Origin of the sequence: Corallococcus sp. AB032C, assembly GCF_003668935.1 — a bacterium.
Lineage (GTDB): Bacteria > Myxococcota > Myxococcia > Myxococcales > Myxococcaceae > Corallococcus > Corallococcus exiguus.
The window spans coordinates 118,053-139,105 of the sequence record NZ_RAWP01000012.1; the positions used below are offsets into that span (position 1 = coordinate 118,053).

Consider the following 21,053-nt stretch of genomic DNA (forward strand, 5'->3'; position numbering starts at 1 on the left):
GGCTAGGACGCGAGCGCGTCCAGCTGGGGCCCCAGCGCGTTGAGCGCGGACGTCACCCGGCCGTTCGCCGCCGTCACCGGCTTGGCGAAGGCGCCCCCCTGGAGCTGGGTGCCAATCGCGTCGAGCGGGGAGAGGAGCTGGGGCTTCTGCCCCGTGGCCTGGGTGGAGACGGAGTCCACCTGCGTCTGGGCGCCCGTCTTCAGGCCCTCCGCGCGCTGCTTGAAGGCCGCGAGCGCCGAGTCCGCCTGGGTGGCGAGCGACGTGTCCGCGCTCTTGCGAGCCTGCTCCAGCGACGTCAGCCCGGCCGCCACGGACGTCTTCGTGCCGCCCAGCTGCGAGTCCAGCCGGCCCTTGGCGGACGTCACCTGGCCCTCCGCTGAGTCTCGCGCCGTCTGCATGGCCTGCACCGCCGCGTCGATGCCGGAGCCCACCTGTGCGTCCAGGGCCTCCAGGCGCTGGGGCACCTGCGTGTCCAGCGGCGTCACCCGGGCGGCGACCTGCTGCTTCATGGTCTCAATCTGCTGCACGCCCTGGTCCTTCACGGTGCCAATCTGCGTGACGGCCGCGGCGACAATCTGGCCCACCTGCGCGGTGGCTTGCTCGATGCCCTGGAGGATGGACTGGGTGAGCGAGCCCATCTGCGTCACGGCCTGTGTCGTGGCCGTGTCGATCTGCGTCTGGGCCTGGGTCTGCACCGTCTCCACCTGCGACACGATGGTCTTCTGCACCGCCTGCAGCTGCGTGCCCACTTGAGAGGAGAGGGTGCCCAGCTGCGTGGTGATCTGCCCCACCACCTGGCTGATGCCCTGCACCGCGGGGTTCACCAGCGGCTTGGGCAGGTCCGCGGCCGGGATGGCGTCCAGGAGGCCCATGGCCCGCTCCAGCAGCGACTCCAGCGAGCCGACGATCTGCTGGAAGAGGGTCTGGAGCTGCTCGAGCATCTGCGGCAGCGCTTCGAACAGCGCCATCACCTGTTGCTTGAGGGCGCTGATGGTCGCGACCAGCGTGTCCAGCGTGGTGAAGGCCGCCTCCAGCGTGGCCTTCAGCGGCGCCTTGACGGTCTCCACCGCCGTGAGCGCGCCCTGCACCACGCTGTCGATGGTGCCGCTCACCGTCTTGATGGCGGCCTCCACCTGCTTCTGCACCTGCTCGATGAGCTTCTCCACCGCCGTGAGCTGCGCCGTGACGCTGGCCACCTGGCCGCCAATCGTCTTGCCCAGCGTGTCCAGCGCCCCGTCCGCCTGCGTCTTGCCCGCCGTCAGCGACGGGGCCACCTGGGTGTCCAGCGGATCCACGATGGCGGCCGCCGCCGCCGCCGCGGCCATCAGCTGATCCACCAGCGTCTTGCGCTGGCCCTCCAGCACGGACTGCTGTTGCTTGTGGGTGTCCTTCGCCGTGGTGCCCGCGTTGAGGATCTCCTGGTGCAGCGTCTTCAGCGCGCTCACGGGGTTCTTCACCGCGCCGTCCAGCGTGGAGGTGAGCTGGGTGCTCCGGCCCGTCGCCGCGTCGCGCGACGTGGTCAGCCGCACCAGCACCGCCGCCAGCGCCGCCGTGAGGGTGGACCCCACGCCCGTGAGGTCCTGCGTGAGCTGCGAGCGCGTTTGATCAATCAGCGCGTAGCCCTGCGCGCGGCGGGCCTCCGTCTCCTCCTTGGAGCCCTTGCGCTTCGCGAGCTTCGCGTCGAAGGACTTCTTGTCCGCGTCGCACTTCTGGGCCACCTGCTGCTGGAGCGCGGTGAGCTGTCCCTGCGACGACTCCACGGACGACTTCGCCTGCGCCTCCATCCCCTGGCTCTTCGCCGTCGCTTCCTTCCCCAGTGACTCCGCCTGCGTGCGCGCGGTGGTGCTGGAGGCGGTCAGCGTCTGCTGATGGCCCGCCACCTCCGTGGCCAGCGCGTCGAAGCGAGGGGAGGGGTCCGCCAGCGTCACCTTCGTCGCGTTCACCTGCGTGAGCAGCGCTCCCAGTGACGCGCTGATGGAGGGACGGAGCGCGGCGACCTGCTCCACGACGCCCTGGGCCAGGGTCTCCACTTCGCCCTTCGCGGTGGCGAGGCGCGGCGTGATGCCGGAGCCGAAGCCCTCCACGGCAGACTTGTGCTTCGCCACGGTGGCGCGCAGCTCGTTCATTTCAGCCCCGTGAGCGCGGCCTTGGCTTCAGCGGCGGCGCCGGAGAGCGCGCCCGTCTGGCCATCCACGCCGTTGAGCGCGCCAGTGAGTTTGGCGCGGGATTCAGCGGCCTTGCCCTTCACCTGGGCCTCCGCGGCGGAGAGGGCCGCGCCCGTCTCCTCCGTCGCCGCGTTCAGCTTGGAGTTCACCGCCGCCGAGGACTCCTTGTACGCCGCCGTCGCGTCACTCACCGCGCCGTCCACGCCCGCAGTGAGGTCGCCCTTCGCCGTCTCCACCTGCGGCGTCACGTCGTACGTGGGCGTCGTGGTGGCGCCGCCGGAGTTCTCCTTCGTCTGGATGAGCAGGTGCCCTTCCGACATGCGGATGATCTCCGTGTCGTTGGAGTTCACCCGTCCCAGGTTCCACACCGGCTTGTTGTCCTTGAAGTCGTGCGTGAGCGCCGTCTGGTTCGCGCCGTTCTTGCCGAAGAGGATCTGATCGCCCTGGCTGTCCTGGGGCATGCGCACGCCTTCGCCCCAGTCCAGGAAGCGGTGCAGCGCCGCATGGTCGAAGTGCAGCGCCACCAGCACCCGCTCGTTCTTGTACGGCGGGAAGTAGAACTCCCCCGGGAACTCACCAGGCTCCGCCGGCACGCTCACCGTCTTGTTCCACAGGGGAATGGCCACCCGGTAGTTCGTCACGGACGTCTTCTGATCATCCACCTGCAGGTAGATGCGGTCCGTGGCCTCGCCGCCGGGGCTGTGCATCTTGCCCTCGACGTAGATGGGATAGCGGGGCGGCCGGTACGCGGGCAGCTCCGGCACCGGATCCGACTTCTGCTCCAGCAGCACGGACAGGGAGACCGTGTAGCCCTGCATCGTCTCCTGCTGCCCGTCGTGCGGACCGGCCTGGAGCCCCACGCCGTCGAAGGCCAGCTCCGCGACGCGATGGTCTTCCCCCAGGCCCGTGAGGTCCGGGCTCCACCGCCCGCCGTCCAGCTTGATGAGCGCCCCCGGGTGCAGCGCGATGGGCGGCACGTCCAGGAACGTCAGCCGCAGCCGCCGCTTGCGCACGCGCAGGCGCCCCTTCTCCACGGACTGACGCTGCTCCGCCTCCGTCGCGATGGGCGTGCGCACCAGCATGTCGTGCTGGATGCCCGCCACCGCCTGGGGCTGCTCCAGCGCCACCGTGGTCGCCCCGGCCCCGAAGCCGTTGAGCACCCGCGTGCTGTGACGGATGACGGGCGGCATCTCCACGTCCACGCGCGACACGTGCTTGCGGCTGAGTCCGGTGACGGTGCCCGTGGCCAGCTTCTTCGCGGAGAAGGTGTACGTGTCCTTGGGGCTGTCGTAGGTGAGCACGCCGCCGCGCGTGTCCACGAACCAGAGGACGAAGTCGTAGAAGCTCGCGGCCGCGTGGTCGTCCCCGATGCCCAGGCACACCAGGGCCTGCTTCGCCTCCAGCGCGTCCCAGTCGTAGGTGAGCAGCAGGCCGCCGGGCTTGTGCGCGTCCAGCAGGTCCGACAGCTTCTTCGCCGTGTGCAGCTCCACCGGGCGGTGCTGCTTCCAGAGCACTCGCGCGGGGTCCTCGAAGAGGACCGTGTACTGGCGGAAGGCCACCGCCACGCTGTCCTTGTTGCCGTGCGCGGTGCCGCCGACGCGCTTCTCCGTGACGATGCCCTGCACCACCAGCGGCGTGGGCGGCGGGTTGAAGACGCCGGACAGCGCCAGCCGCACCCGCACCAGGTCCGGCTTGCTGAACGCGGTGAACAGCGCCGCGTCCGCCTTCTCCAGCGAGGTCCAGAACGTCAGCTCGCAGCTGAAGCCCGTGGGCGTCATCCGCAGCGAGAAGTCCCGCACCTGTCCACCGGGAATGGCGAAGGCCTGCTCGCCCGCGGTGACGGTGAGCTCCAACTTCAGCTTTTCGGAGAAGAGGAGCGTCATGGCGTGTTCACCGGGCCTTTGCCTGGACCTCTTCGCGGGTCAACGCGCCTCGGGCCTCCAGCGCGTCCATCATCGCGCGCATCACGCGCGCCTGCTGCGCCACCATGCGCTCCAGGTCCGCCACCTGCTGCGTGAGCGCCTCCACCTTCGACGCCAGCTCCACGTCGCGCACCAACGGCGGCGGGGTGGGGGGGCGCGGGGGCGCGGCGGGTTCGGCCTGCTGCGGCGGGGACAGCTCGAAGGTGGCCTCGTCCATGCCGAAGCTCAGCGGCGTGGCGGCCGTGGAGGTGATCTCGCCGTGGTAGTGGTGCCGGATGGCGCGCTCGATGGAGGACGCCGTCGCCACCACCACCTGGAGCTTCTGGCCGGAGTGGAAGGCCAGCTCCTGGAGGGACTCCACGTTGGTGGGATCCGACGTGGCCACGGTGAGCGTCTTGGAGCCGGGTTCGTAGGCGATGGGGAAGACGGTGTAGCGCTCGGCGATGTCCACGCGCAGCGCCTGGAGCGCGTTCGGAACGGGGACGTGGGTGTCCAGGTTCACGGTGGGGATGGCCAGCTGCCGCGACAGGGCATGCACCATGGAGCTTTCGTCCACGACGCCCATCTGCACCAGGGTGAGGCCCAGCCGGCCGCCCCACTTGCGCTGCTCGGCGAGCGCCGTCCGCAGCTGGGTTTCAGTGAGCAGGCCGGCGTCCATCAGGATCTCACCCAACCGCCGCTTGCGGTTGGGGCCCGGGCCGGGAGGAACAGAAGGGGGAGGATTCACGGCCGGGCAGCATATCAGTGCCGGACACTCCCCAGGCCTTCGGTGGGTCACAAACAGGCCAGGGGGACGGGGATGGGCTAGCCTGGGCCCCATGGTGCGAAGCCGAAGCGTCCTTTTCGCGGCAGTCCTCGTCGCCTTCACCGCCGGTTGCGCCTCCCAGCGCCTCTCCGGCGCGGACCTGGACCGGGTCCAGCGGCCCGCCTTCATCTCCCGCATCGAGGACGGCGCGGGTCCCAAGAGCAAGGTGTTCCAGGAGGACAGCGCGTACTCCGACAAGCTCAAGAAGCTGGAGCCCAAGGAGGCGGACCGCCGGCTCACCGTGAAGCTGCAGCAGGCGGTGACGCGCTTCGAGCTCTCCGAGCGCCTGCGCGTCACCACCCTGTCGCGCCTGCCGGAAGAGGCCCCCTGGACGGACGCGGTGGACCCTGCCCGGGTGGCGACCGCGCTGGAGAGCTTCCTCGTGGAAGAGGTGCCCGCCAACGCGCCGGACTACGACTTGATGGCCCCGCTGGGCGCGGACACCATCGTGGAGTTCGTCATCCAGGACTACGGCATGCGCAGCGATGACGGGCACGCCGGGGCCTACCTCAAGGGTTACGGGCGCATGTTCCGGCTGGACGGGCGTTCGGAGCTGTGGCGCCGGCCGTTCGACCTGGACGCGGTGGAGCAGGGCGCGCCGCACCTGGATCCGTTCAAGGTCGGCAAGGAGCCGGAGCTGTTCCGCCTGGCCATGACGGACCTGTTGGACAAGGTGGCGGACATGTTCGTGAAGGACCTGACGCCCAACCGCAAGGGCGCGGCCCCCTCGGGCAACACCGCGCCGGACACCGTGCCCTCCGCCGTCACGCCCGCCCCGTCCGAACTCCAGTTGCCCGCGGGCGAGCTGCCGGATCCGGATGCCTAGAAGAGGGCGTGCTCCGCCAGGAGCACACCCAGGCCCACGACGAAGCTGATCAGCGTCACGGGCACGCCCACGCGCAGGTAGTCCACGAAGCCCATGCGGACCTTGCCTCGCGCGGCCTCGAAGACGATGAGGTTCGCCACGCTGCCCACCAGCGTGAGGTTGCCCGCGAGCGTGGAGCCCAGCGCGAGCACGTGCCACGCCAGCTCCGGCTCCTGCATGGTCGGCACCCACGCGCGCGCGAGCATCACGAACGGCACGTTGCTGAAGAGGTTGGACGCCACGAGCGTCAGGAATGCGAAGCCCAGCGTCTCGCGCCACGGCGGCCCGGCCATCAGCGGGGAGAACAGTTGGCGGATGGCCTCCGCCCAGCCCGCCTTGTTCACCCCGTACACGACGACGAAGAGGCTGGCGAAGAAGAGCAGCAGCACCCAGTCCACGCGCTCCAGGGCCTCGCGCGGCTCGTGCCCGGACAGGGACATCACCAGCACGCCGCCCGCGAGCGCGCTCCAGCTCATGGGCAGGCCGGCGAAGAACGCCACCACCACGCCCAGCAGGCCTCCCAGCCCCAGCGCGAGCAGCCGGCGGTCCACCTCCAGCGGGGGCGGGTGCGTGTCGAAGCGCGCGGACGGCAGCTCCTTGCGGAAGAGGTAGAGCAGCGCCAGGGCGACGATGACGGTGGAGAGGATGGCGGGCAGGGCCATGTACGCGGCGAACCGCGCGTAGCCCAGTCCGGACGCGCCCTGGATCAGCATGTTCTGCGGGTTGCCGGTGAACGTGGCCACGGAGCCGCTGTTGCTGCCCATGCACACCGCGAGCAGGTACGGCACGGGCGGCAGGCGCGCGTCCTCCACCACCACCAGCACCAGCGGCGTGAGGAACAGGCACACGGTGTCGTTGACGAGGAACGCGGACAGGAACGCGCTCACGAACGTCACGGCCACCAGGAGCAGCCGCGGCGTGTGCGCGACCTTGAGGGCCTTGGCCCCGGCGGCGCGGAAGAAGTTCGCCTGCGCCAGGTACACGGCCAGCAGCATCATCCCCAGCAAGAGGACGAGCGTGTCCATGTCGATGGCTTGCTGGTTCCGGTCCGAGCTGTGACCGAAGACCTCCGTGGGCGTGACGGCCCCGGCGACGACCATCAGCGTGGCGCCCAGCAGGGCACCTCCGGGACGGTCCAGCTTGATGAAGGGCAGCCTCGCCCCGGCGATGAAGATGTACGTGAACAGGAAGATCGCGAGCGCCACGGGCGCGGGACACTAGGGTCCGCGCCTCGGCCCCGTCGAGGTCCCCTGGAGCCGCCTGTCCAGCAGGGAATCGAGCCGGCTACTGTCGGGTGGGAATGTGGGTGATGGGCCCCCAAAAGACCGCCGTGGTGGGTCCTGACGCGCGTTGTCCTTCCGGGTACACGTCTGTACAGTGACCGGCCCTATGAAGCCCGAGAAGGAAACCGAGGCCTTCTCCGGCCCGCGCCGCACGCCGTGGTCAGGGGCTCGCGGGCTGGACGCCGTCCTCCAGGGATGGCGGACGGACCGGCAGGTGTGGCCGAACATCGTCCATGACGCCGTGACACCGGCCCGTGCTGGCGTGTTCGCGCCGATGCCAGAGGGGCTGGCCCCCCAGGTCCGGGACGCGCTCAAGCGCCGGGGCGTGGAGCAGCTCTTCTCCCATCAGGCCGAAGCCTTCGAGCGGGCCCGCGACGGGGAGAGTCTGGTCATCGCCACGCCGACCGCGTCCGGCAAGAGCCTCTGCTACAACCTGCCGCTGTTGGATCGCTTCGCGCGCGAGCCGGATGCGCGGGCGCTCTACCTGTTCCCCACCAAGGCCCTGTCCCGCGACCAGGAGGAATCGCTGCGCGCCTTCATGCGCGAGGCGGGCCTGGGCCACGGCGCCATCACCTTCGACGGTGACACGCCAGGGGACGCACGCCGGGCGGCTCGCGAGCGCGCGGGCGTGGTGCTCACCAACCCGGACATGTTGCACACGGGCATCCTTCCGCATCACGCGAACTGGGCGCGGCTGTTCTCAAACCTGCGCTACGTCGTCATCGACGAGTTGCACACGTACCGGGGCGTCTTCGGTTCGCACCTGGCGAACGTGCTGCGGCGGTTGCAGCGGGTGGCGCGGTTCCATGGGGCGTCGCCCACGTTCATCCTGGCGTCGGCGACCATCGGCAATCCGAAGGCGCATGCGGAGCGGATGCTGGGGCGCGAGGTGGCGCTCGTGTCGGAGAGCGGGGCGCCGTCCGGTGAGCGCCGGGTGTTGGTCTACAACCCGCCCGTGGTGAACGCGGAGCTGGGCATCCGCGCCAGCTATCTCAAGAGCGCGGTGCGGCTGACGTCGGACCTGGTGCGCGCGGGGGTGTCCACGCTGCTGTTCGGCCAGTCGCGCAACAACGTGGAGGTGATGCTCAAGTACCTCCGCGACCGGTTCGTGGAGGAGAAGCTGGATCCGTCGCTCATCCAGGGCTACCGGGGCGGCTACCTGCCGGGCACCCGCCGCGCGACGGAGGCCGCGATGCGCGCGGGCGAGGTGCGCTGCGTGGTGGCCACCAACGCGCTGGAGTTGGGCATCGACATCGGTTCGTTGGACGCGGTGGTGTGCGCGGGCTACCCGGGCTCCGTGGCGGCGCTGGCGCAGCGCTTCGGCCGCGCGGGCCGACGAGGCATGGGGAGCCTGGCGCTGCTGGTGACGTCCAGCGCGCCGTTGGATCAGTACTTCGCGGCGGATCCGCGCGCGCTCACGGGAGCGCCGGTGGAACATGCGCGGATTGATCCGGACAACGTGGAGATATTGGTCCAGCACCTGAAGTGCGCGGCGTTCGAGCTGCCCTTCGAGGAAGGGGACGCGTTCGGCGACGTGCCGGTGGAGAACACCACGGAGGCGCTGGACTTCCTCACGCAGCACCAGGTGGTGCACCCGTCGCAGGCGCCCGAGGGCGGGCGGCGGATGTTCCACTGGTCGTCGGACGCGTATCCGGCGCACCACGTGTCGTTGCGCAGCGTGGGCTGGGACAACGTGGTGGTCATCGAGCGCGGCACGGACAAGACGCTGGCGGAGATGGACTTCCGCTCCGCGCACACGCAGCTGCACGAGCAGGCCATCTACCAGCACGACTCCGAGCAGTACCAGGTGGAGATGCTGGACCTGGAGAACCACAAGGCGTTCGTGCGGAAGGTGGCGCCGGACTACTTCACGGACGCGATGACGAACGTGCGCGTGAGCGTCATCCAGGAGGATCAGGGAGCGCCGCTGGGGCCCTCGCTGCACGCGGGCCTGGGCGAGGTGTCCGTCATCGAGAAGGTGGTCGGATACAAGAAGATCAAGTTCCACACGCACGAGAACGTGGGCTACGGCGACGTGCGGCTGCCGGAGATGCAGATGCACACGTCGGCGCTGTGGCTGACGGTGCCGGAGGCGGTGGTGCGGAGCATGGACGCGCCCCGGCCCGCGGTCATCGACGCACTGCGAGGCCTGGGTTCCGCGCTGCGCACGGTGGCGTGCGTGGGGTTGATGAGCGACCCGCGAGACCTGGGCCGCACGCTGGGCAGCAAGGACGAGCCGGACGGTCCGCCGCGCAAGGAAGGCGGCGTGGGCTTCGATCCGACGCTGTTCCTCTACGACAACGTGCCCGGTGGCGTTGGACTGGCGGCGCGGCTGTACGATCAGCGCGAGGAACTGCTCCTGCGAGGGCGCAAGTTGCTGGAGTCGTGCCCGTGCGAGGACGGGTGTCCGGCGTGCATCGGGCCGGCGGCGGGTGGGCAGCCGGGGAGCGCGTCGTCGGGGTCGCATCCGCGCAAGCGGCTGGCGTTGGACCTGCTGGCGGCGCTCGGCGTCGCCGGGGTGCAGTGAGGAGCACGGGCGCGGCATGGACCTGAAGCGCAAGCTGTCCCGACTCACCAACGCGGGCCCCGGCAGTCAGGCCCGGGCGCCCGTGGATACCGTCGTGGAGACACCGGCGGTGGAGGCGCGCGCGCAGGACGCGGCGGTGGCTCCGATTCCGCCGGTGGAAGAGGCGGGCACGACCACCATCGCGGAGGTGCTGGTCCAGGCTCTGCGCAAGCGCATGTCGATGGACGGGGAGGGGACGGACGGCGGACAGCCTCCTGAGACTGCATTGCGTACCGCGCGGGCGGAGGTCGCTGACCGCGAGGCCACGCGGGCGGACGGCCTCGTGGACCTGCGCGAGGAGGCGCGGCGGCGGTTCGCGGCGAAGCGCGGTGGTGCGGCGGACGGCCCCGCGGATCCACGGGTGGAAGCGCTGAGCCAGATGCTGTCGTTCTGGGCGGAGCGTCAGGGCACGGCGTCCGCTCGGAAGGCGGTGGCGCCGGCCCCCGAGCCGCGTGCCTTGCCCGTGGAGGCGAGGGCGACGCCGCATGGCACGGTGCACGTGGCCGAGCAGGTGTATGCGCCGGACCATCGTCACGGCACGGCACCGGTGGCGGCGGCGCTCGACGTGGAGGCGCGGCTGGTGGCGGGGTTGGCGCTGCATCCGGAGCTGGAGTCGGTGGACTTCACGCGGATGTTGATGCTGGACACGGAGACGACGGGGCTCGCGGGCGGCACGGGAACGGTGCCGTTCCTGGTGGGCCTGGGCTGGTTCGAAGGCCGCTCGATGCGCGTGCAGCAGCTCTTCCTGCGGCGCATGGGAGAGGAGGCGCCCATGCTGCGCCTCCTGGCCGAGCGCATGGCGTCGTCGTCCTGCCTCGTCACGTACAACGGCAAGAGTTTCGACTGGCCGCTGCTGCGCACGCGCTTCGTGCTCAACCGGGTGCCGGTGCCGAAGGAGCTGCCGCACCTGGACCTGCTGCACTGCGCGCGGCGCGTGTTCAAACACCGGGGCGAGGGCGCGCGGCTGGTGCACCTGGAGTCGAAGGTGCTGGGGCATCACCGGGTGGGGGACGTGGACGGTTCACTGATCCCGGAGCTGTACTTCCGCTTCCTGCGCGGCACGGACGGGTCGGAGCTGGTGCCGGTGCTGGAGCACAACCAGAAGGACCTGCTGCTGCTGGCGGCGCTGATGGGCGATCTGGTGCGCCGCTTCCAGTCGGAAGGCACGGAGCAGCAGGACCCCCGGGATCTGTTGGGCTTCGCGCAGGTGGCGGAGAGGGCAGGGGACGCGGCGCGGGCGCTGACGTTCGCGAAGGCCGCCGCGGAGAGCGGAGGCCCGGTGGGAGTCGAAGCGCTGGTGCTGGCCTCGCGCCTCTGCCGCCGCTCGGGGGATTGCGAGACGGCGGTGGCGCACCTGCAGCGAGCGCTCACGTTCGCGAAGCCCGGACAGGGCGCGGTGCTGCACCTGTCCCTGACGAAGCTCTACGAGCACTCGCTCAAGGACCTGCCCCGAGCCCTGTACCACGCCAGACTCGCCGCCCCGGTGGAGCTGGCGGAGGACCACCAGCTCCGCCTGGAGCGGCTGGAGCGGCGGCTGTCGCGTCAGGGAGCCTGAGCGTCGGGCGCAAGGCCAGCGTCCGAGGATGCGTCCTGGAAGGGCAGGGGACGCGGATGCGCCGGATCGAAGGAGGGTGAGACGCCAGGGGCGGCCTTCTCCATGACACCGCCGTCCGCGAAAGGGATGTACGGCTCCAGCCCATCCAGGATCCGGCGAAGGATGCGGCCATCACGGCTGATGGCATACCGGACCCCAGAGTCGAGTCCCGGCTGGGATCCGCCGCATTCCGACGGGTCCATGTCGATGCGAACGAAGACGATGTCTTCACGCTGGATGACCCTGAAGACATGAGACGTGCGCCTGTCGGTGCACGGCGTTTCAGATCGGTCCGGAGGCCGATGGTCATCCGCCGCCAGGGTCAGGGCGCGGAGCACGGCTCCATCCAGCACGACGGGCTGCTCGGATGTGCCGACCTGGATCGGCGCCTGTTCGAAGAACTGCGGGAAGACTATCGAACGGTCATCCTCCACCGGGGCAGCGCCCGCCACGAACCCGCGTGCACACCCGGAGGCGATCCCCAGAAACAGCAACACGGCCGCCTCACGGCAACGCATCACGCAGACCCGGGAACCACGCGACAAGCAACCGCTGTGTGCCCAGCTTCACGTAGGCCCGGCCCGACTCGCCGTCCTGATACACGCGCTTCTTGCCGTCACGCTCGTAGGTCCGGGCCGGCACGTGCGCCCGGATCAGCACCGCGCCTTTCGGGTACGCCTCGGCTCGCCGCTGCACCTTCGCGAACTGGAGCGACTCCTCCGGACCCTCCACCTGTTCGATGACTGTTTCCAGCGGGTGGCGCATGTCCGGCATCTGGAACTCCAACGTCATCCCCGGGGCCAGCTCCTGCCGGTATTCCTCCGGGAACAGCACGTTGAGCGACGGCAGCACGTTCCGGTTCATCAAGGCCGCCACCGGCTGGCCCGCCTCCACCTGGGCCCCCTTCGTCACCGCCACCCGGCCCACTATCGCCTCTAGCGGTGCCACCACCTCCGCTGCCCCGGTCGCCGTCTCCAGCCGCGCCACCACCTGCCCGGCCTTGACCTTCTCGGTCAGCCCCACGTCCACCGACATCACTCGTCCCGCGGCCGGAGCAGGGACGTCCACCCACTCGCCTTGCTGGAGCAGCACCTGCCCCCGCGCGGACCGGTCCACCCGCACCATCCCCGCGAGCACTCCCAGCGTCACCACCGCTCCCACCGCGCTCCAGGTCCATGCCCGCCGTGAAAAGCGGGACGTCGGCTTGGGAGGGGAGGAGGGGACAGGCGTCGGAGGGGATTCAGGCCGCGGATCCATGTGCGGAACAGGATGATCCATCCCGGCCTCCCTGCGCCAGGACTGGTTGGAACGCGGGATTCACCGCGAGGCCTTCAACCGGGTCCCTGAAACTTGACGGACACGCACGCCTGCTCGCCCTACAGGGATGTATCCCTGCATCACCCCGGGGCGCCTTGTGCCATGCTGCGTGCGCCTCGTGGATTCTTCCTCCCTCAGATTCGGGTCCCTGGTCCTCGCCGGACTCCTTGCTCCGGGCGCGTTCGCGGCTGAGCCGACGCGCGAGGAACAAGTGCGCGCGGAGCTGGAACGCCAGCTGCGCGACATGGTCCCCGAGTCCCCCTCCGAAGTGCAGGTGCTCTTCGCGGGCTTCAAGCCCGAGGACGGCTACCGGCTCGTGGAGACCGACTTCCTCCTGGATGGCGAACCGCTCGCCGTCCCGGGACTGGAGGAGCTCAACGCGCCCGGCGTCCACCGGCTCGCGGTCCTGAAGGTCGAACCCGGCGAGCACACCCTCGTCTCGCGCGTCACGTACACCAACGGCTCCTGGAGCCTGTTCAGCGAGACCAACGGCTTCCTCTGGAAGATCACCGCCTCCGTCGGCTTCCAGACCCAGCGCGGCCTGCGCGTCGTGGTGAAGGCGTCCCCCGGCGTCGTGCCCAACGCGCCGGATCCGCGCCTCAAGCTCAAGCTCACCCACGCCGTCACCGCGGAGATGATCAAGCCTCCGCAGGACGAGCCCGCCGTCGTCACCGCGCCGCCGCCCGTGAAGCCCGCGCCCGTGGATGCCGGCGCCCCGGTGAAGGTCGTTCAGCCCACGCCGCCGCTGGATGCGGGCGTGAAGCCCACGACGACTGTCGTCTCCGTGACGCCGCCCGTGGAGCGCCCGCCGGTGGCGCCCAGCCGCCTGCGCCTCCAGGTGACGTCGAAGAAGCCCACCTCCGCCACCGCCTTCGTGCGCGGCACGGGCGAGCCCCTGAAGCTCACCGTGCCCGGCAAGAAGCCGCAGGACGTGCCCCTGTCCGCGGGCGCGTACACCGTGGACCTCATCGCCGACGGCTTCCTCGCGCAGACGCGCCAGGTGGAGCTGGCCGCCGGGGCGGACTCGTCGCTCGCCTTCGCGCTGGTGCCCGCGCCCAAGGCCGCCAAGGCCGCCAAGGTGCAGGAGGGCCGCATCGAGCTGCCCGACCCCCTGAGCTTCGACGAGAAGAAGCCCGTGCCCGCCAAGGCCACGCTCGCGGGCCTGGACCTGGCGGTGGACCTGCTGGTGCGCGACCCGAAGGCCCGCCTGCGCGTCGAGGGCCACACCGACTCGCGCGAGGTCCCCGAGCCCGCGCGCCAGAGCCTCTCCGACGCCCGCGCCCGCGCCGTGGCCGACATGCTCGTCCGCGCCGGCGTGGCCCCGTCCCGTGTGGAGGCCGTGGGTCTGGGCGACCGCAATCCCAAGGCCCCCAACCTGATTCCTCGTGGACGTGAGCTCAACCGCCGCGTGGAGCTGGTGCTGCTGCGTCCCTGAGCCTTGAGGTTGCTGGAGGGCTCCTCTAGCGTCCCGTGCGTTCTTCGCCAAAGGGACGCGCGATGCCTCGCTACGAGTTCACGGAAGGCAGCTCCAGCAAGTTCTGGGAGATCACCCTGGAGGGCACCACGCTGACCAAGCGCTGGGGCCGCATCGGCTCCGACGGCCAGGAGAAGGTCGAGGAGTTCGACTCCAAGGCGGAGGCGAAGAAGGCCTACGAAGCGCAGGTCCACGAGAAGGAGCGCAAGGGCTACACGCTCGCCGAGGGCGGGGACAGCGACGGCGCGGAGGCCACCGCCGAGTCCGCCGTCAACCCGGACCTGGAGGCCGCCATCCTCGCGAAGCCCGACGACGCGAAGGGCTACCTCGCGTACGCCGAATGGCTCAAGGGCGAGGGCGATCCACGCGCTGAGCTGATCCTCCTCCAGCACTCCGCGCTGGAAGCGCCTGCGGCCACGCGCAAGAAGGTGGCGACGCTCATCGAGGACCACGCCAACGAGCTCCTGGGCGAATCGCTTTCGGAGGCCGTCTCCGACGAGACCCTCAAGCTCGAATGGCACCTGGGCTTCATCCGAGAGGCCCGCCTGGGTCAGGTGGACTACGACTCCTCGGCGAACATCCCGGACCTGCTGGCCGAGCTGCTGGCCCATCCGTCCGCGCGGTTCCTGAGCCGCCTGACCCTCGGCATGGCCAACTTCGACGGCGAGAACGACTACGACGAAACGCTGGAGGTGCTCGCGAAGGCGAAGCCCGCGCCGCCGTTGCGCTCGCTGTTCATCGGCGACTTCGAGTTCCCGGACGAGACGGAGATCTCCTGGACGCAGGTGGGCGACCTCAAGCCGCTCTACAAGGTCTACCCCCAGCTCCAGGAGCTGCGCGTGCGCGGCGGTGAGATCGGGTTCGGGAAGATCGACCTGCCGGAGCTGCGCTCGTTCACCGTGGAGACCGGGGGCCTCCACCAGGGCGCGGTGAAGGAGATCGTGAAGGCGAAGTGGCCGAAGCTGGAGTCGCTGGAGGTCTGGTTCGGCCAGGAGAACTACGGCGCGAGCGGCGGCGTGAAGGACCTCAAGCCGCTGCTCGACGCGGAGGGCGTGCCGGCCCTGCGCAAGCTGGGGCTGCGCAACTCCGAGTTCACGGACGAGCTGTGCGCGGCGCTGCTCAAGTCGAAGATCCTGGCCCAGATTGAAGAGCTGGATCTGTCCATGGGCACGATGAGCGACACGGGCGCGGACACGCTGGCCCAGAACGCCAAGGCCTTCGCGCACCTCAAGACGCTGGACGTCACCCAGAACTTCCTCACGAAGGCCGGGCAGAAGACCGTGGCCAACGTCGCGAAGTCCGTGGCGAGCGGCAACCAGCGCACGCCCTACGACGAGGAGGCGCGCTACGCCGCCGTGGGCGAGTAGCCCACCCCCATGCCGTACGCCGCGCCGCCGTTCCTGATCATCGGCAATCCCGGGAACCGGCGCGTCACGCTCTTCCAGGAGGCCCTGCTCCGCGCCGGGCTGCCTCCCGCGCACGTGGTGCCATGGGAGACGGTGGCCCGCGCGCCCGACGTCCTCCTGGAGCTGTCCGATACAGAGCGCCTCGTCCGTATCGACGCGGCGGGGGAGGACGCAGCCGTGGAGCGCGCCTTCCTTCAGCGCGGCTACGCGGATGCGCTCGGCGCCGGCTGTGACACCATTACGCCCGAGGCACTGGAAGCGCTGCCGGATGAACACGGCCGCGTGTTGTGCCCCCGGCAGCATCACCTGGGTTTCCTGCGCGTGCTGGAGGAACTGTCCGCGCGGTTCGCCCAGCGTCCCCGCTGGCGCGTGCTGTCCTCACCCCGCGCCATCGCGGACCTGTTCGACAAGCGCATCACGTCACGCCGGTACGCGAGCCTGGGCATCCCCGTGCCGCCGTTCCTGGACGTGACTCCGGGCACGACACCGGAAGCCCTGCGCCAGGCGTTGCGAGATGCGAACTTCCGCGAAGCATTCGTGAAGCTGTCCTGCGGTTCGTCCGCGTCATGCCTCGCCATGTACCGGCCGGGCAGGGCGGAAGGCTCGCTGCTCACCAGCCTGCACCGAGGCACCACCGGCTGGTTCAACTCCCTCAAGGTGCGCCGCGTGACGGACGCTCGGGAGGTGGACGCGGTGCTGTCCTTCCTCCTGCGCGAGGGCTCACAGGTGGAGGAAGCCCGGCCCAAGGCACGACTGGGTGGGGACCTGTTCGACTGCCGTGTCCTCACCGTGCGCGGCGAGCCCGTCTTCACCGTCGTGCGCCAGAGCCGCCTGCCCATCACCAACCTGCACCTGGGCGGCTACCGGGGAGACCTGGACGCCTTCCACGCGGCGGTGCCACCCAGCGAACTGGAGGCCGCGATGGAGAGCTGCCGCGCCGTGGCCCGCGCGCACGACTGCCTCCACGTGGGCATCGACCTGATGTTCGAGGACTTCTTCCACGGCCACCGCGTGCTGGAGGCGAACGCCTTCGGGGACCTGCTCCCAGGCCTCACGCGCGACGGCCTGTCCGTCTACGACTGGGAGATCCGCGAAGCGCTGCGCTGAGCCCCGCCCGTCCACAGCCGCGTCGCCGGTACGCGCTCCAGCAGCCCGGAGCCGAACACACGATCCAGTTCCAGGTACTCCAGGTGCACGTAGCCGATGTGACACCCGCATGTGTCCTTCGAGCACGGGCGCGGCTTCAACGCCGCGTCGAAGTCCGGCGCGTAGAGGTTGCCCAGCGGTTCCTTGATGAAGTGGCACCGGTACGCGGTGCCGTCACCGTCCACGGACAGCACGGACTCGCCACCACGGCAGGCCCGGCCCCGGCTGGGGTGATGGGTGTTGTTCATGGGGAAGAGCGGGTCGATGCGGGTGAAGCGCTCCACGTCCTCGGGCGTGTACGCGTCCAGGCCGTCCTTCACCGCGTTGATCCACAGGTACGTGTCCTCGGGGAGTTCGCGGCGCAGGGCCTCGGCCTCGTCCGCGAAGCGCCGGAAGCCCACCATGCCCGCGCTGTGCCGCACGCCGTGCGCCGACAGCCGCTCGCACTGCGCGAGGAAGCGCGAACGCTTCATCCACTCCGGATGGTACGTGGCCCAGATGCCCAGCTTCTCCGTACGGCAGTCCGTGAGCCAATCCAACCGGCAGGAGAGGTTCGTCTGCACCGCCGCGCGCTCCACGTGGGGCAGATGCGTCAGCCGCGCCAGGGCCTGCTGATACCAGGGCCAGATGAGCGCCTCGCCCCACGGCGTGAAGAACACGGACACGGTGTCCTGCGTGCGCGACTCCACCCACTGGAGGAACCGCTCCAGGTCCGCGCGGTCCTTCGTGAGTTCCTCCTCGCTCTGCTTCCACTTGCCGAAGGGGCAGTACTCGCAGCCGTAGTTACAGCCGGACAGCGGGCCCCGGTAGAGCACGGTGAGCTTCATCGCCAGGCGTACTCCGTCATGCGCGCGCGCACGGCCTCGGAGTCCAACCACGGGCCAATCAAGTCGGAGCGCTCCACGCCCGCGGGAGTGAGCTGGAACACGCCGTCCACGTCGCGCGCCAGCCCGTGCGCACCCAGCTCCGAGAGCATCGGGAAGTCCGCCTTCGCCTCCGTGCCGAAGCGCTGGCGGTACACGTCCGGGTCCACGCCCTCCGCCAGCAGCGACAGCACCAGGTGCCGGTGGCGCTGCTCTGCCGCGTCCAACACGAAGCCGTAGCGCACTTCACCGAAGGAGGCCGTGTCCCGTTCGCTGTACGCCTGGATGATGCCGCGCACCTCTCGCGAGGCCACCGCGTACTCGGACGAGTAGTGCACCGCGCCCGTGTACGAGCGCGCCCCTACGCCCAGGCCCACCATGCCGTCCTCCTGGCAGCGGTACACCGCGCCGCGAGCCGCGGGGGCATGCGCCGCGCGGAACATCCGCATGGACACCTGCGTGTAGCCGCGCGACAGGAGGAAGTCCCGGCCGGTCCGGTAGAGCGACAGCCGCAGGTCGTCCCACGCGCGCGACTTCTTGCCCAGGAACGTGAGGGGCCGCACGTAGAGCGGGTAGAGGTACAGCTCCTCCGGCGCGTACCGCAGCGCCGCCTCCAGCGAGTGGAGGAACGTCTCCACCGTCTGGCCCTCGATGCCGTAGATGAGGTCCAGGTTGAGCGTGGGGAAGCCCGCGCTCCGCAGCAGATCCAACGTGGCCTCCACCTGCGCCGTCTTCTGCGGCCGCTTCACCGCGGCGACCTCTGTCTCCAGGAAGCTCTGCACGCCCATGCTCACGCGGTCCACGCCCCGGGCCTTCAAGAGCGCGACCTTGTCCGCGTCCACCGTCTCCGGCGACACCTCCACGGACATGGGCACGTCGCGCGGGTCCACGCCCAGCTCCGCCGCCAGGTCGAACACCGTCTCCAGCCCCGCGACATCCAGCAGGGTGGGGGTGCCACCGCCAATGGCGGCCCGCGCGAACGTGGCCGGTCCCAACGCCTCCTTCACCCGGCGGGCCTCCCGCTTCAGCGCGGCGAGCCACGCTTCGACGACGTCCTCCTTCGGACCCGCGGCGGTGAAGAGGTTGCAGAACCCGCAGCGCATCTCGCAGAACGGCACGTGCAGGTAGAGGAACAGCGCGTTCCGCCGCTCCTTCGCCCAGACGTCCTCCAGCGGCAGCGCGGGCGTGAGCGGGCGGTAGGCCGTCTTGTGCGGGTAGCCGTACAGGTACGCCACGTACGGCGTCCCTTCGAGCATCGACTCCAGGCGCGTCATGGCTCGGAGTCTACCGGCAGCACGAACTGGCCATAGGGCACCGTCCACACCACCGGGTGCCCCAGCCGGTGTCCCGTGTAGCCATCCTCGCCGTACGCCGTGCCGTGGTCCGAGCACACGATGCAGAACGCCGGGCCCCGCCGTCGCAGCGCCTGGAACAGGGGCGGCAACTGGCTGTCCACGTACGCCAGCGCCGCCGCGTGCGTCGCCTTGGAGTCCTCCGTCGCCCCGGGCACGTAGTGCCGGTTGGGCTGGTGCAGCGCGGAGACGTTGATGAACAGGAACACCCGCTGCTCCCGGGGCAGCGCGCCCAGGATTTTCACTGCGAGTGATGCCTGATTTTCCGTGGATTGGGGATCGGTGACGCCCAGCTCCGGGGCCCAGTGCGCCTCGGAGAAGAGGCCCGGGAGGACGCGGCCCAGGGGGTTCTTCTGGTTGAAGAACCCCGTCCCGCCAATGCACACCGTGTGATAGCCGCGCCCGGCCAGCCCCGTGACGAGGTCCGGCGCGTCCAGCACGCAGGTGCCGGGGCCCGTCGTCTCGCTGCCCTCGAAGCGCAGGGCGAAGGGGCGTGGGTGCCGGCCCGGAGTGACAGGCGTGGGGAGGAAGCCCGCGAAGAAAGCCTGGTGCGCGGCGTAGGTGAAGCTCGCCGGGGTGTGCCGCTCCTCCCACCGGCCGCCGGGCAGCAGCGCGGCCAGGGTGGGGGTGCGGCCTGCTTCCAACTCCTCCCGGGCCACGTCGTAGCGGAGCGTGTCCAGCGTGAGGAAGAGCAGGTCGTGCGTGCCGACCAGCGCGTTCAGGTCATGCATGCGGACAAGGCGGGGCGGGGAGGGGACCTCATCGATGGGAGGCCCCATACCCCGCCCGGGACGGCGGGACTACGACATCGGCGCGGTCTCGGCCGGGGGGCGCGGCTGCGCAGGGGCCTCGGCCGGCGAGGAATCGAGCGCGCGGCGCGGGGCGTTGGGGCGCTGCGTGTCCACGGTCGAGTTGTAGAGCGTCGTGGCGAAGGTCTGCTGACCGCCCGTGGACAGCGTGCGGAAGGCGCGGTCCAGCGCCTGCTGGCCGCCCTGCAGGCCCTGGCCCATGGTGCGCTCCACCAGCGCGCGCGCCTGCTGCTCGTTGAGGCGCGCCGTGAACGGGCCGGTGCCGGACGCCGCCGCGTCGTCGCTGGAGAAGGCTCCGCGCGCGAGGGCCGCCGCGTTCGGATCCGTGAAGGTCAGCTCGTAGCTCGTCTCCGGGGGCTGGCCGGGACGCGTGGTCGTGGTCGCCACCACGGAGTCGTTGATGGCCGTGCGCGCCCGGCCGTTGCCGTCCGCGCCCACCTGCATCTCCGTGGTCTGGGTGCTGCCCGCCACGTTGCGGTCCGTCTGGCGCACGGTCTGGTCGCCATCGCCGTTGGCGCTGAGCGCCGTGCGCCGCTCGGTGGTGGCCACCTCGCGGCCCAGGATGCGGCCCTCGCGGTTCTGATCCAGCGTGTCCGTGCGCTGCACGTTGCTCACGCCCGGCCCGTTCGCCCGGGGCAGCTCACCGGTGCGCAGGAACTGCTGGTAGGCCTCGCGGCCCTCGGCCGTGCCGATGTTGAAGTCCGCCGCCTGGGTATGCCCCAGGCGCTGGTCCTGCCGGCCCTCCAGGCCGTGGATGTTGGTGGAGTCCCGCTGGCGGCCCTCGCTCGACACCGTGGCGCGCAGCGTCTCCGGCGACGTGCGCTGCAACTCGTAGCCCTGCGTCTGCTCGCGGCTGAACGACGTGTCCACCCCCAGCCGCCGGCCCAGGCTGCCCGGACCCGCCGCCACACCGGCGTTCACGCCCGCCGAGCCCTGGAGCTCCGCCCGGGCGCGCGTCCCCACCGGCCACGTCTCAGGGGCGGCGGGGTTGGGAACCTGCCCGTTGCGCAGACCCTCCGTGGCGGCCTCGGCGGGCATCTCCACGCGCAGGCTGCCCCGCGCGCTGAGATTGGCCCCCAGGCTCACCGGACCCAGCCGGGTCTGGGCGCCTTCCCGGGGCGTGGAGGCGCTGGCGCCCACCTGCCGCTGTACGTCCAGGACGACGTTCCCGCCCTCCATGGAGACCCGGGCATGGCCCGAGGACGGCGTGAAGGTGCTCCGCTCGCGCTCGGCGCGGAACGCCGCCGCGGCCATCTGCGCGGGATCCGGAAGAGCCTCCACCGGCGTGTCGGTCGCCGGCTGACGCTCGGTGGGGGCCACCGGGGTCGTCGGCTGGAAACTGGGCGCGGGGCGGTTCGGATTGATGGAAGTCATGTGTATTGAGTTTATCGGCCCTTCCGACGGATTTGTTTCCGCTCAGTGTGTGGCTCTTACACTCCTGATTTCTGAGAGATTTCGGCCACTTTCACCCATCCAGAACCACCTG

General features: G+C 70.4%; 16 protein-coding genes. 6 read left to right on the top strand and 10 right to left on the bottom strand.

The genetic code is table 11. From position 1 onward, the window contains the following. Positions 1-2 precede the first annotated feature (2 nt). The 3 genes from D7X99_RS07855 to D7X99_RS07865 are packed head-to-tail and all read right to left on the bottom strand — an operon-like array spanning position 3 to position 4,814. Positions 3-2,126, bottom strand: a complete 2,124-nt coding sequence (locus D7X99_RS07855) for a hypothetical protein (protein ID WP_121777211.1) — start codon at positions 2,124-2,126, stop codon at positions 3-5. Beyond that, positions 2,123-4,048: a hypothetical protein gene (locus D7X99_RS07860; RefSeq protein WP_121777212.1), complete on the bottom strand. Its 1,926-nt coding sequence runs from the start codon at positions 4,046-4,048 to the stop codon at positions 2,123-2,125. Before D7X99_RS07860 ends, D7X99_RS07855 begins: the two co-directional genes overlap by 4 nt. A gap of 7 nt (positions 4,049-4,055) precedes the next feature. Beyond that, positions 4,056-4,814, bottom strand: coding sequence for a general secretion pathway protein GspE (locus D7X99_RS07865; protein ID WP_233613185.1), 759 nt, complete (start codon positions 4,812-4,814; stop codon positions 4,056-4,058). Between the two features lie 91 nt (positions 4,815-4,905). Here D7X99_RS07865 and D7X99_RS07870 point away from each other — a divergent pair, with 91 nt between their 5' ends. Further along, positions 4,906-5,718, top strand: coding sequence for a hypothetical protein (locus D7X99_RS07870; protein WP_169826498.1), 813 nt, complete (start codon positions 4,906-4,908; stop codon positions 5,716-5,718). Here the strand turns inward: D7X99_RS07870 and D7X99_RS07875 are convergent. Then, complete coding sequence (locus D7X99_RS07875; protein ID WP_121777214.1) at positions 5,715-6,962, bottom strand: SLC13 family permease; 1,248 nt, start codon at positions 6,960-6,962, stop codon at positions 5,715-5,717. The two genes, D7X99_RS07870 and D7X99_RS07875, sit on opposite strands and share 4 nt — an antisense overlap. A gap of 184 nt (positions 6,963-7,146) precedes the next feature. Here D7X99_RS07875 and D7X99_RS07880 point away from each other — a divergent pair, with 184 nt between their 5' ends. Further along, on the top strand, positions 7,147-9,567 hold the full coding sequence (locus D7X99_RS07880) for a DEAD/DEAH box helicase (RefSeq protein WP_169826496.1): 2,421 nt from the start codon (positions 7,147-7,149) through the stop codon (positions 9,565-9,567). 16 nt (positions 9,568-9,583) lie between these two features. Further along, positions 9,584-11,161 (top strand): ribonuclease H-like domain-containing protein, encoded by a 1,578-nt coding sequence (locus D7X99_RS07885; RefSeq protein ID WP_121777215.1) that lies wholly within the window; start codon positions 9,584-9,586, stop codon positions 11,159-11,161. Here D7X99_RS07885 and D7X99_RS07890 read toward each other — a convergent pair. Next, entirely contained in the window at positions 11,149-11,697 is a 549-nt protein-coding gene (locus D7X99_RS07890) for a hypothetical protein (RefSeq protein ID WP_121777216.1), read from the bottom strand. The two genes, D7X99_RS07885 and D7X99_RS07890, sit on opposite strands and share 13 nt — an antisense overlap. 7 nt (positions 11,698-11,704) lie before the next feature. Beyond that, positions 11,705-12,352 carry a biotin/lipoyl-containing protein gene (locus D7X99_RS07895; RefSeq protein WP_147476062.1) on the bottom strand — a complete coding sequence of 216 codons (648 nt, stop codon included), beginning with the start codon at positions 12,350-12,352 and terminating at the stop codon, positions 11,705-11,707. A gap of 376 nt (positions 12,353-12,728) precedes the next feature. On the opposite strand from D7X99_RS07895, the gene D7X99_RS07900 reads away from it, so the two are divergent. The 3 genes from D7X99_RS07900 to D7X99_RS07910 all read left to right on the top strand — a co-directional run bounded on the left by D7X99_RS07900 (position 12,729) and on the right by D7X99_RS07910 (position 16,504). Then, entirely contained in the window at positions 12,729-13,952 is a 1,224-nt protein-coding gene (locus D7X99_RS07900) for an OmpA family protein (RefSeq protein ID WP_233613187.1), read from the top strand. 62 nt (positions 13,953-14,014) lie between these two features. Beyond that, positions 14,015-15,358, top strand: coding sequence for a WGR domain-containing protein (locus D7X99_RS07905; RefSeq protein ID WP_121777218.1), 1,344 nt, complete (start codon positions 14,015-14,017; stop codon positions 15,356-15,358). Positions 15,359-15,367: 9 nt separating this feature from the next. Further along, on the top strand, positions 15,368-16,504 hold the full coding sequence (locus D7X99_RS07910) for an STM4014 family protein (protein WP_121777219.1): 1,137 nt from the start codon (positions 15,368-15,370) through the stop codon (positions 16,502-16,504). Here the strand turns inward: D7X99_RS07910 and D7X99_RS07915 are convergent. The 4 genes from D7X99_RS07915 to D7X99_RS07930 form a co-directional block, all read right to left on the bottom strand. Beyond that, on the bottom strand, positions 16,471-17,370 hold the full coding sequence (locus D7X99_RS07915; RefSeq protein ID WP_121777220.1) for an STM4011 family radical SAM protein: 900 nt from the start codon (positions 17,368-17,370) through the stop codon (positions 16,471-16,473). The two genes, D7X99_RS07910 and D7X99_RS07915, sit on opposite strands and share 34 nt — an antisense overlap. After that, positions 17,367-18,680: an STM4012 family radical SAM protein gene (locus D7X99_RS07920; protein WP_121777221.1), complete on the bottom strand. Its 1,314-nt coding sequence runs from the start codon at positions 18,678-18,680 to the stop codon at positions 17,367-17,369. The genes D7X99_RS07915 and D7X99_RS07920 overlap by 4 nt, the downstream gene beginning before the upstream one ends. Further along, on the bottom strand, positions 18,677-19,489 hold the full coding sequence (locus tag D7X99_RS07925; protein WP_121777222.1) for an STM4013/SEN3800 family hydrolase: 813 nt from the start codon (positions 19,487-19,489) through the stop codon (positions 18,677-18,679). Before D7X99_RS07925 ends, D7X99_RS07920 begins: the two co-directional genes overlap by 4 nt. Positions 19,490-19,558: 69 nt before the next feature. Continuing rightward, complete coding sequence (locus D7X99_RS07930; RefSeq protein ID WP_121777223.1) at positions 19,559-20,941, bottom strand: hypothetical protein; 1,383 nt, start codon at positions 20,939-20,941, stop codon at positions 19,559-19,561. Positions 20,942-21,053 lie beyond the last annotated feature (112 nt).

What these genes read in the sequence shown, in the direction of transcription:
- D7X99_RS07855 (WP_121777211.1), bottom strand. Translation starts at nt 2,126, where the DNA reads ATGAACGAGCTGCGCGCCACCGTGGCGAAGCACAAGTCTGCCGTGGAG.
- D7X99_RS07860 (WP_121777212.1), bottom strand. Translation starts at nt 4,048, where the DNA reads ATGACGCTCCTCTTCTCCGAAAAGCTGAAGTTGGAGCTCACCGTCACC.
- D7X99_RS07870 (WP_169826498.1), top strand. Translation starts at nt 4,906, where the DNA reads ATGGTGCGAAGCCGAAGCGTCCTTTTCGCGGCAGTCCTCGTCGCCTTC.
- D7X99_RS07880 (WP_169826496.1), top strand. Translation starts at nt 7,147, where the DNA reads ATGAAGCCCGAGAAGGAAACCGAGGCCTTCTCCGGCCCGCGCCGCACG.
- D7X99_RS07885 (WP_121777215.1), top strand. Translation starts at nt 9,584, where the DNA reads ATGGACCTGAAGCGCAAGCTGTCCCGACTCACCAACGCGGGCCCCGGC.
- D7X99_RS07905 (WP_121777218.1), top strand. Translation starts at nt 14,015, where the DNA reads ATGCCTCGCTACGAGTTCACGGAAGGCAGCTCCAGCAAGTTCTGGGAG.
- D7X99_RS07910 (WP_121777219.1), top strand. Translation starts at nt 15,368, where the DNA reads ATGCCGTACGCCGCGCCGCCGTTCCTGATCATCGGCAATCCCGGGAAC.
- D7X99_RS07915 (WP_121777220.1), bottom strand. Translation starts at nt 17,370, where the DNA reads ATGAAGCTCACCGTGCTCTACCGGGGCCCGCTGTCCGGCTGTAACTAC.
- D7X99_RS07920 (WP_121777221.1), bottom strand. Translation starts at nt 18,680, where the DNA reads ATGACGCGCCTGGAGTCGATGCTCGAAGGGACGCCGTACGTGGCGTAC.
- D7X99_RS07925 (WP_121777222.1), bottom strand. Translation starts at nt 19,489, where the DNA reads ATGCATGACCTGAACGCGCTGGTCGGCACGCACGACCTGCTCTTCCTC.
- D7X99_RS07930 (WP_121777223.1), bottom strand. Translation starts at nt 20,941, where the DNA reads ATGACTTCCATCAATCCGAACCGCCCCGCGCCCAGTTTCCAGCCGACG.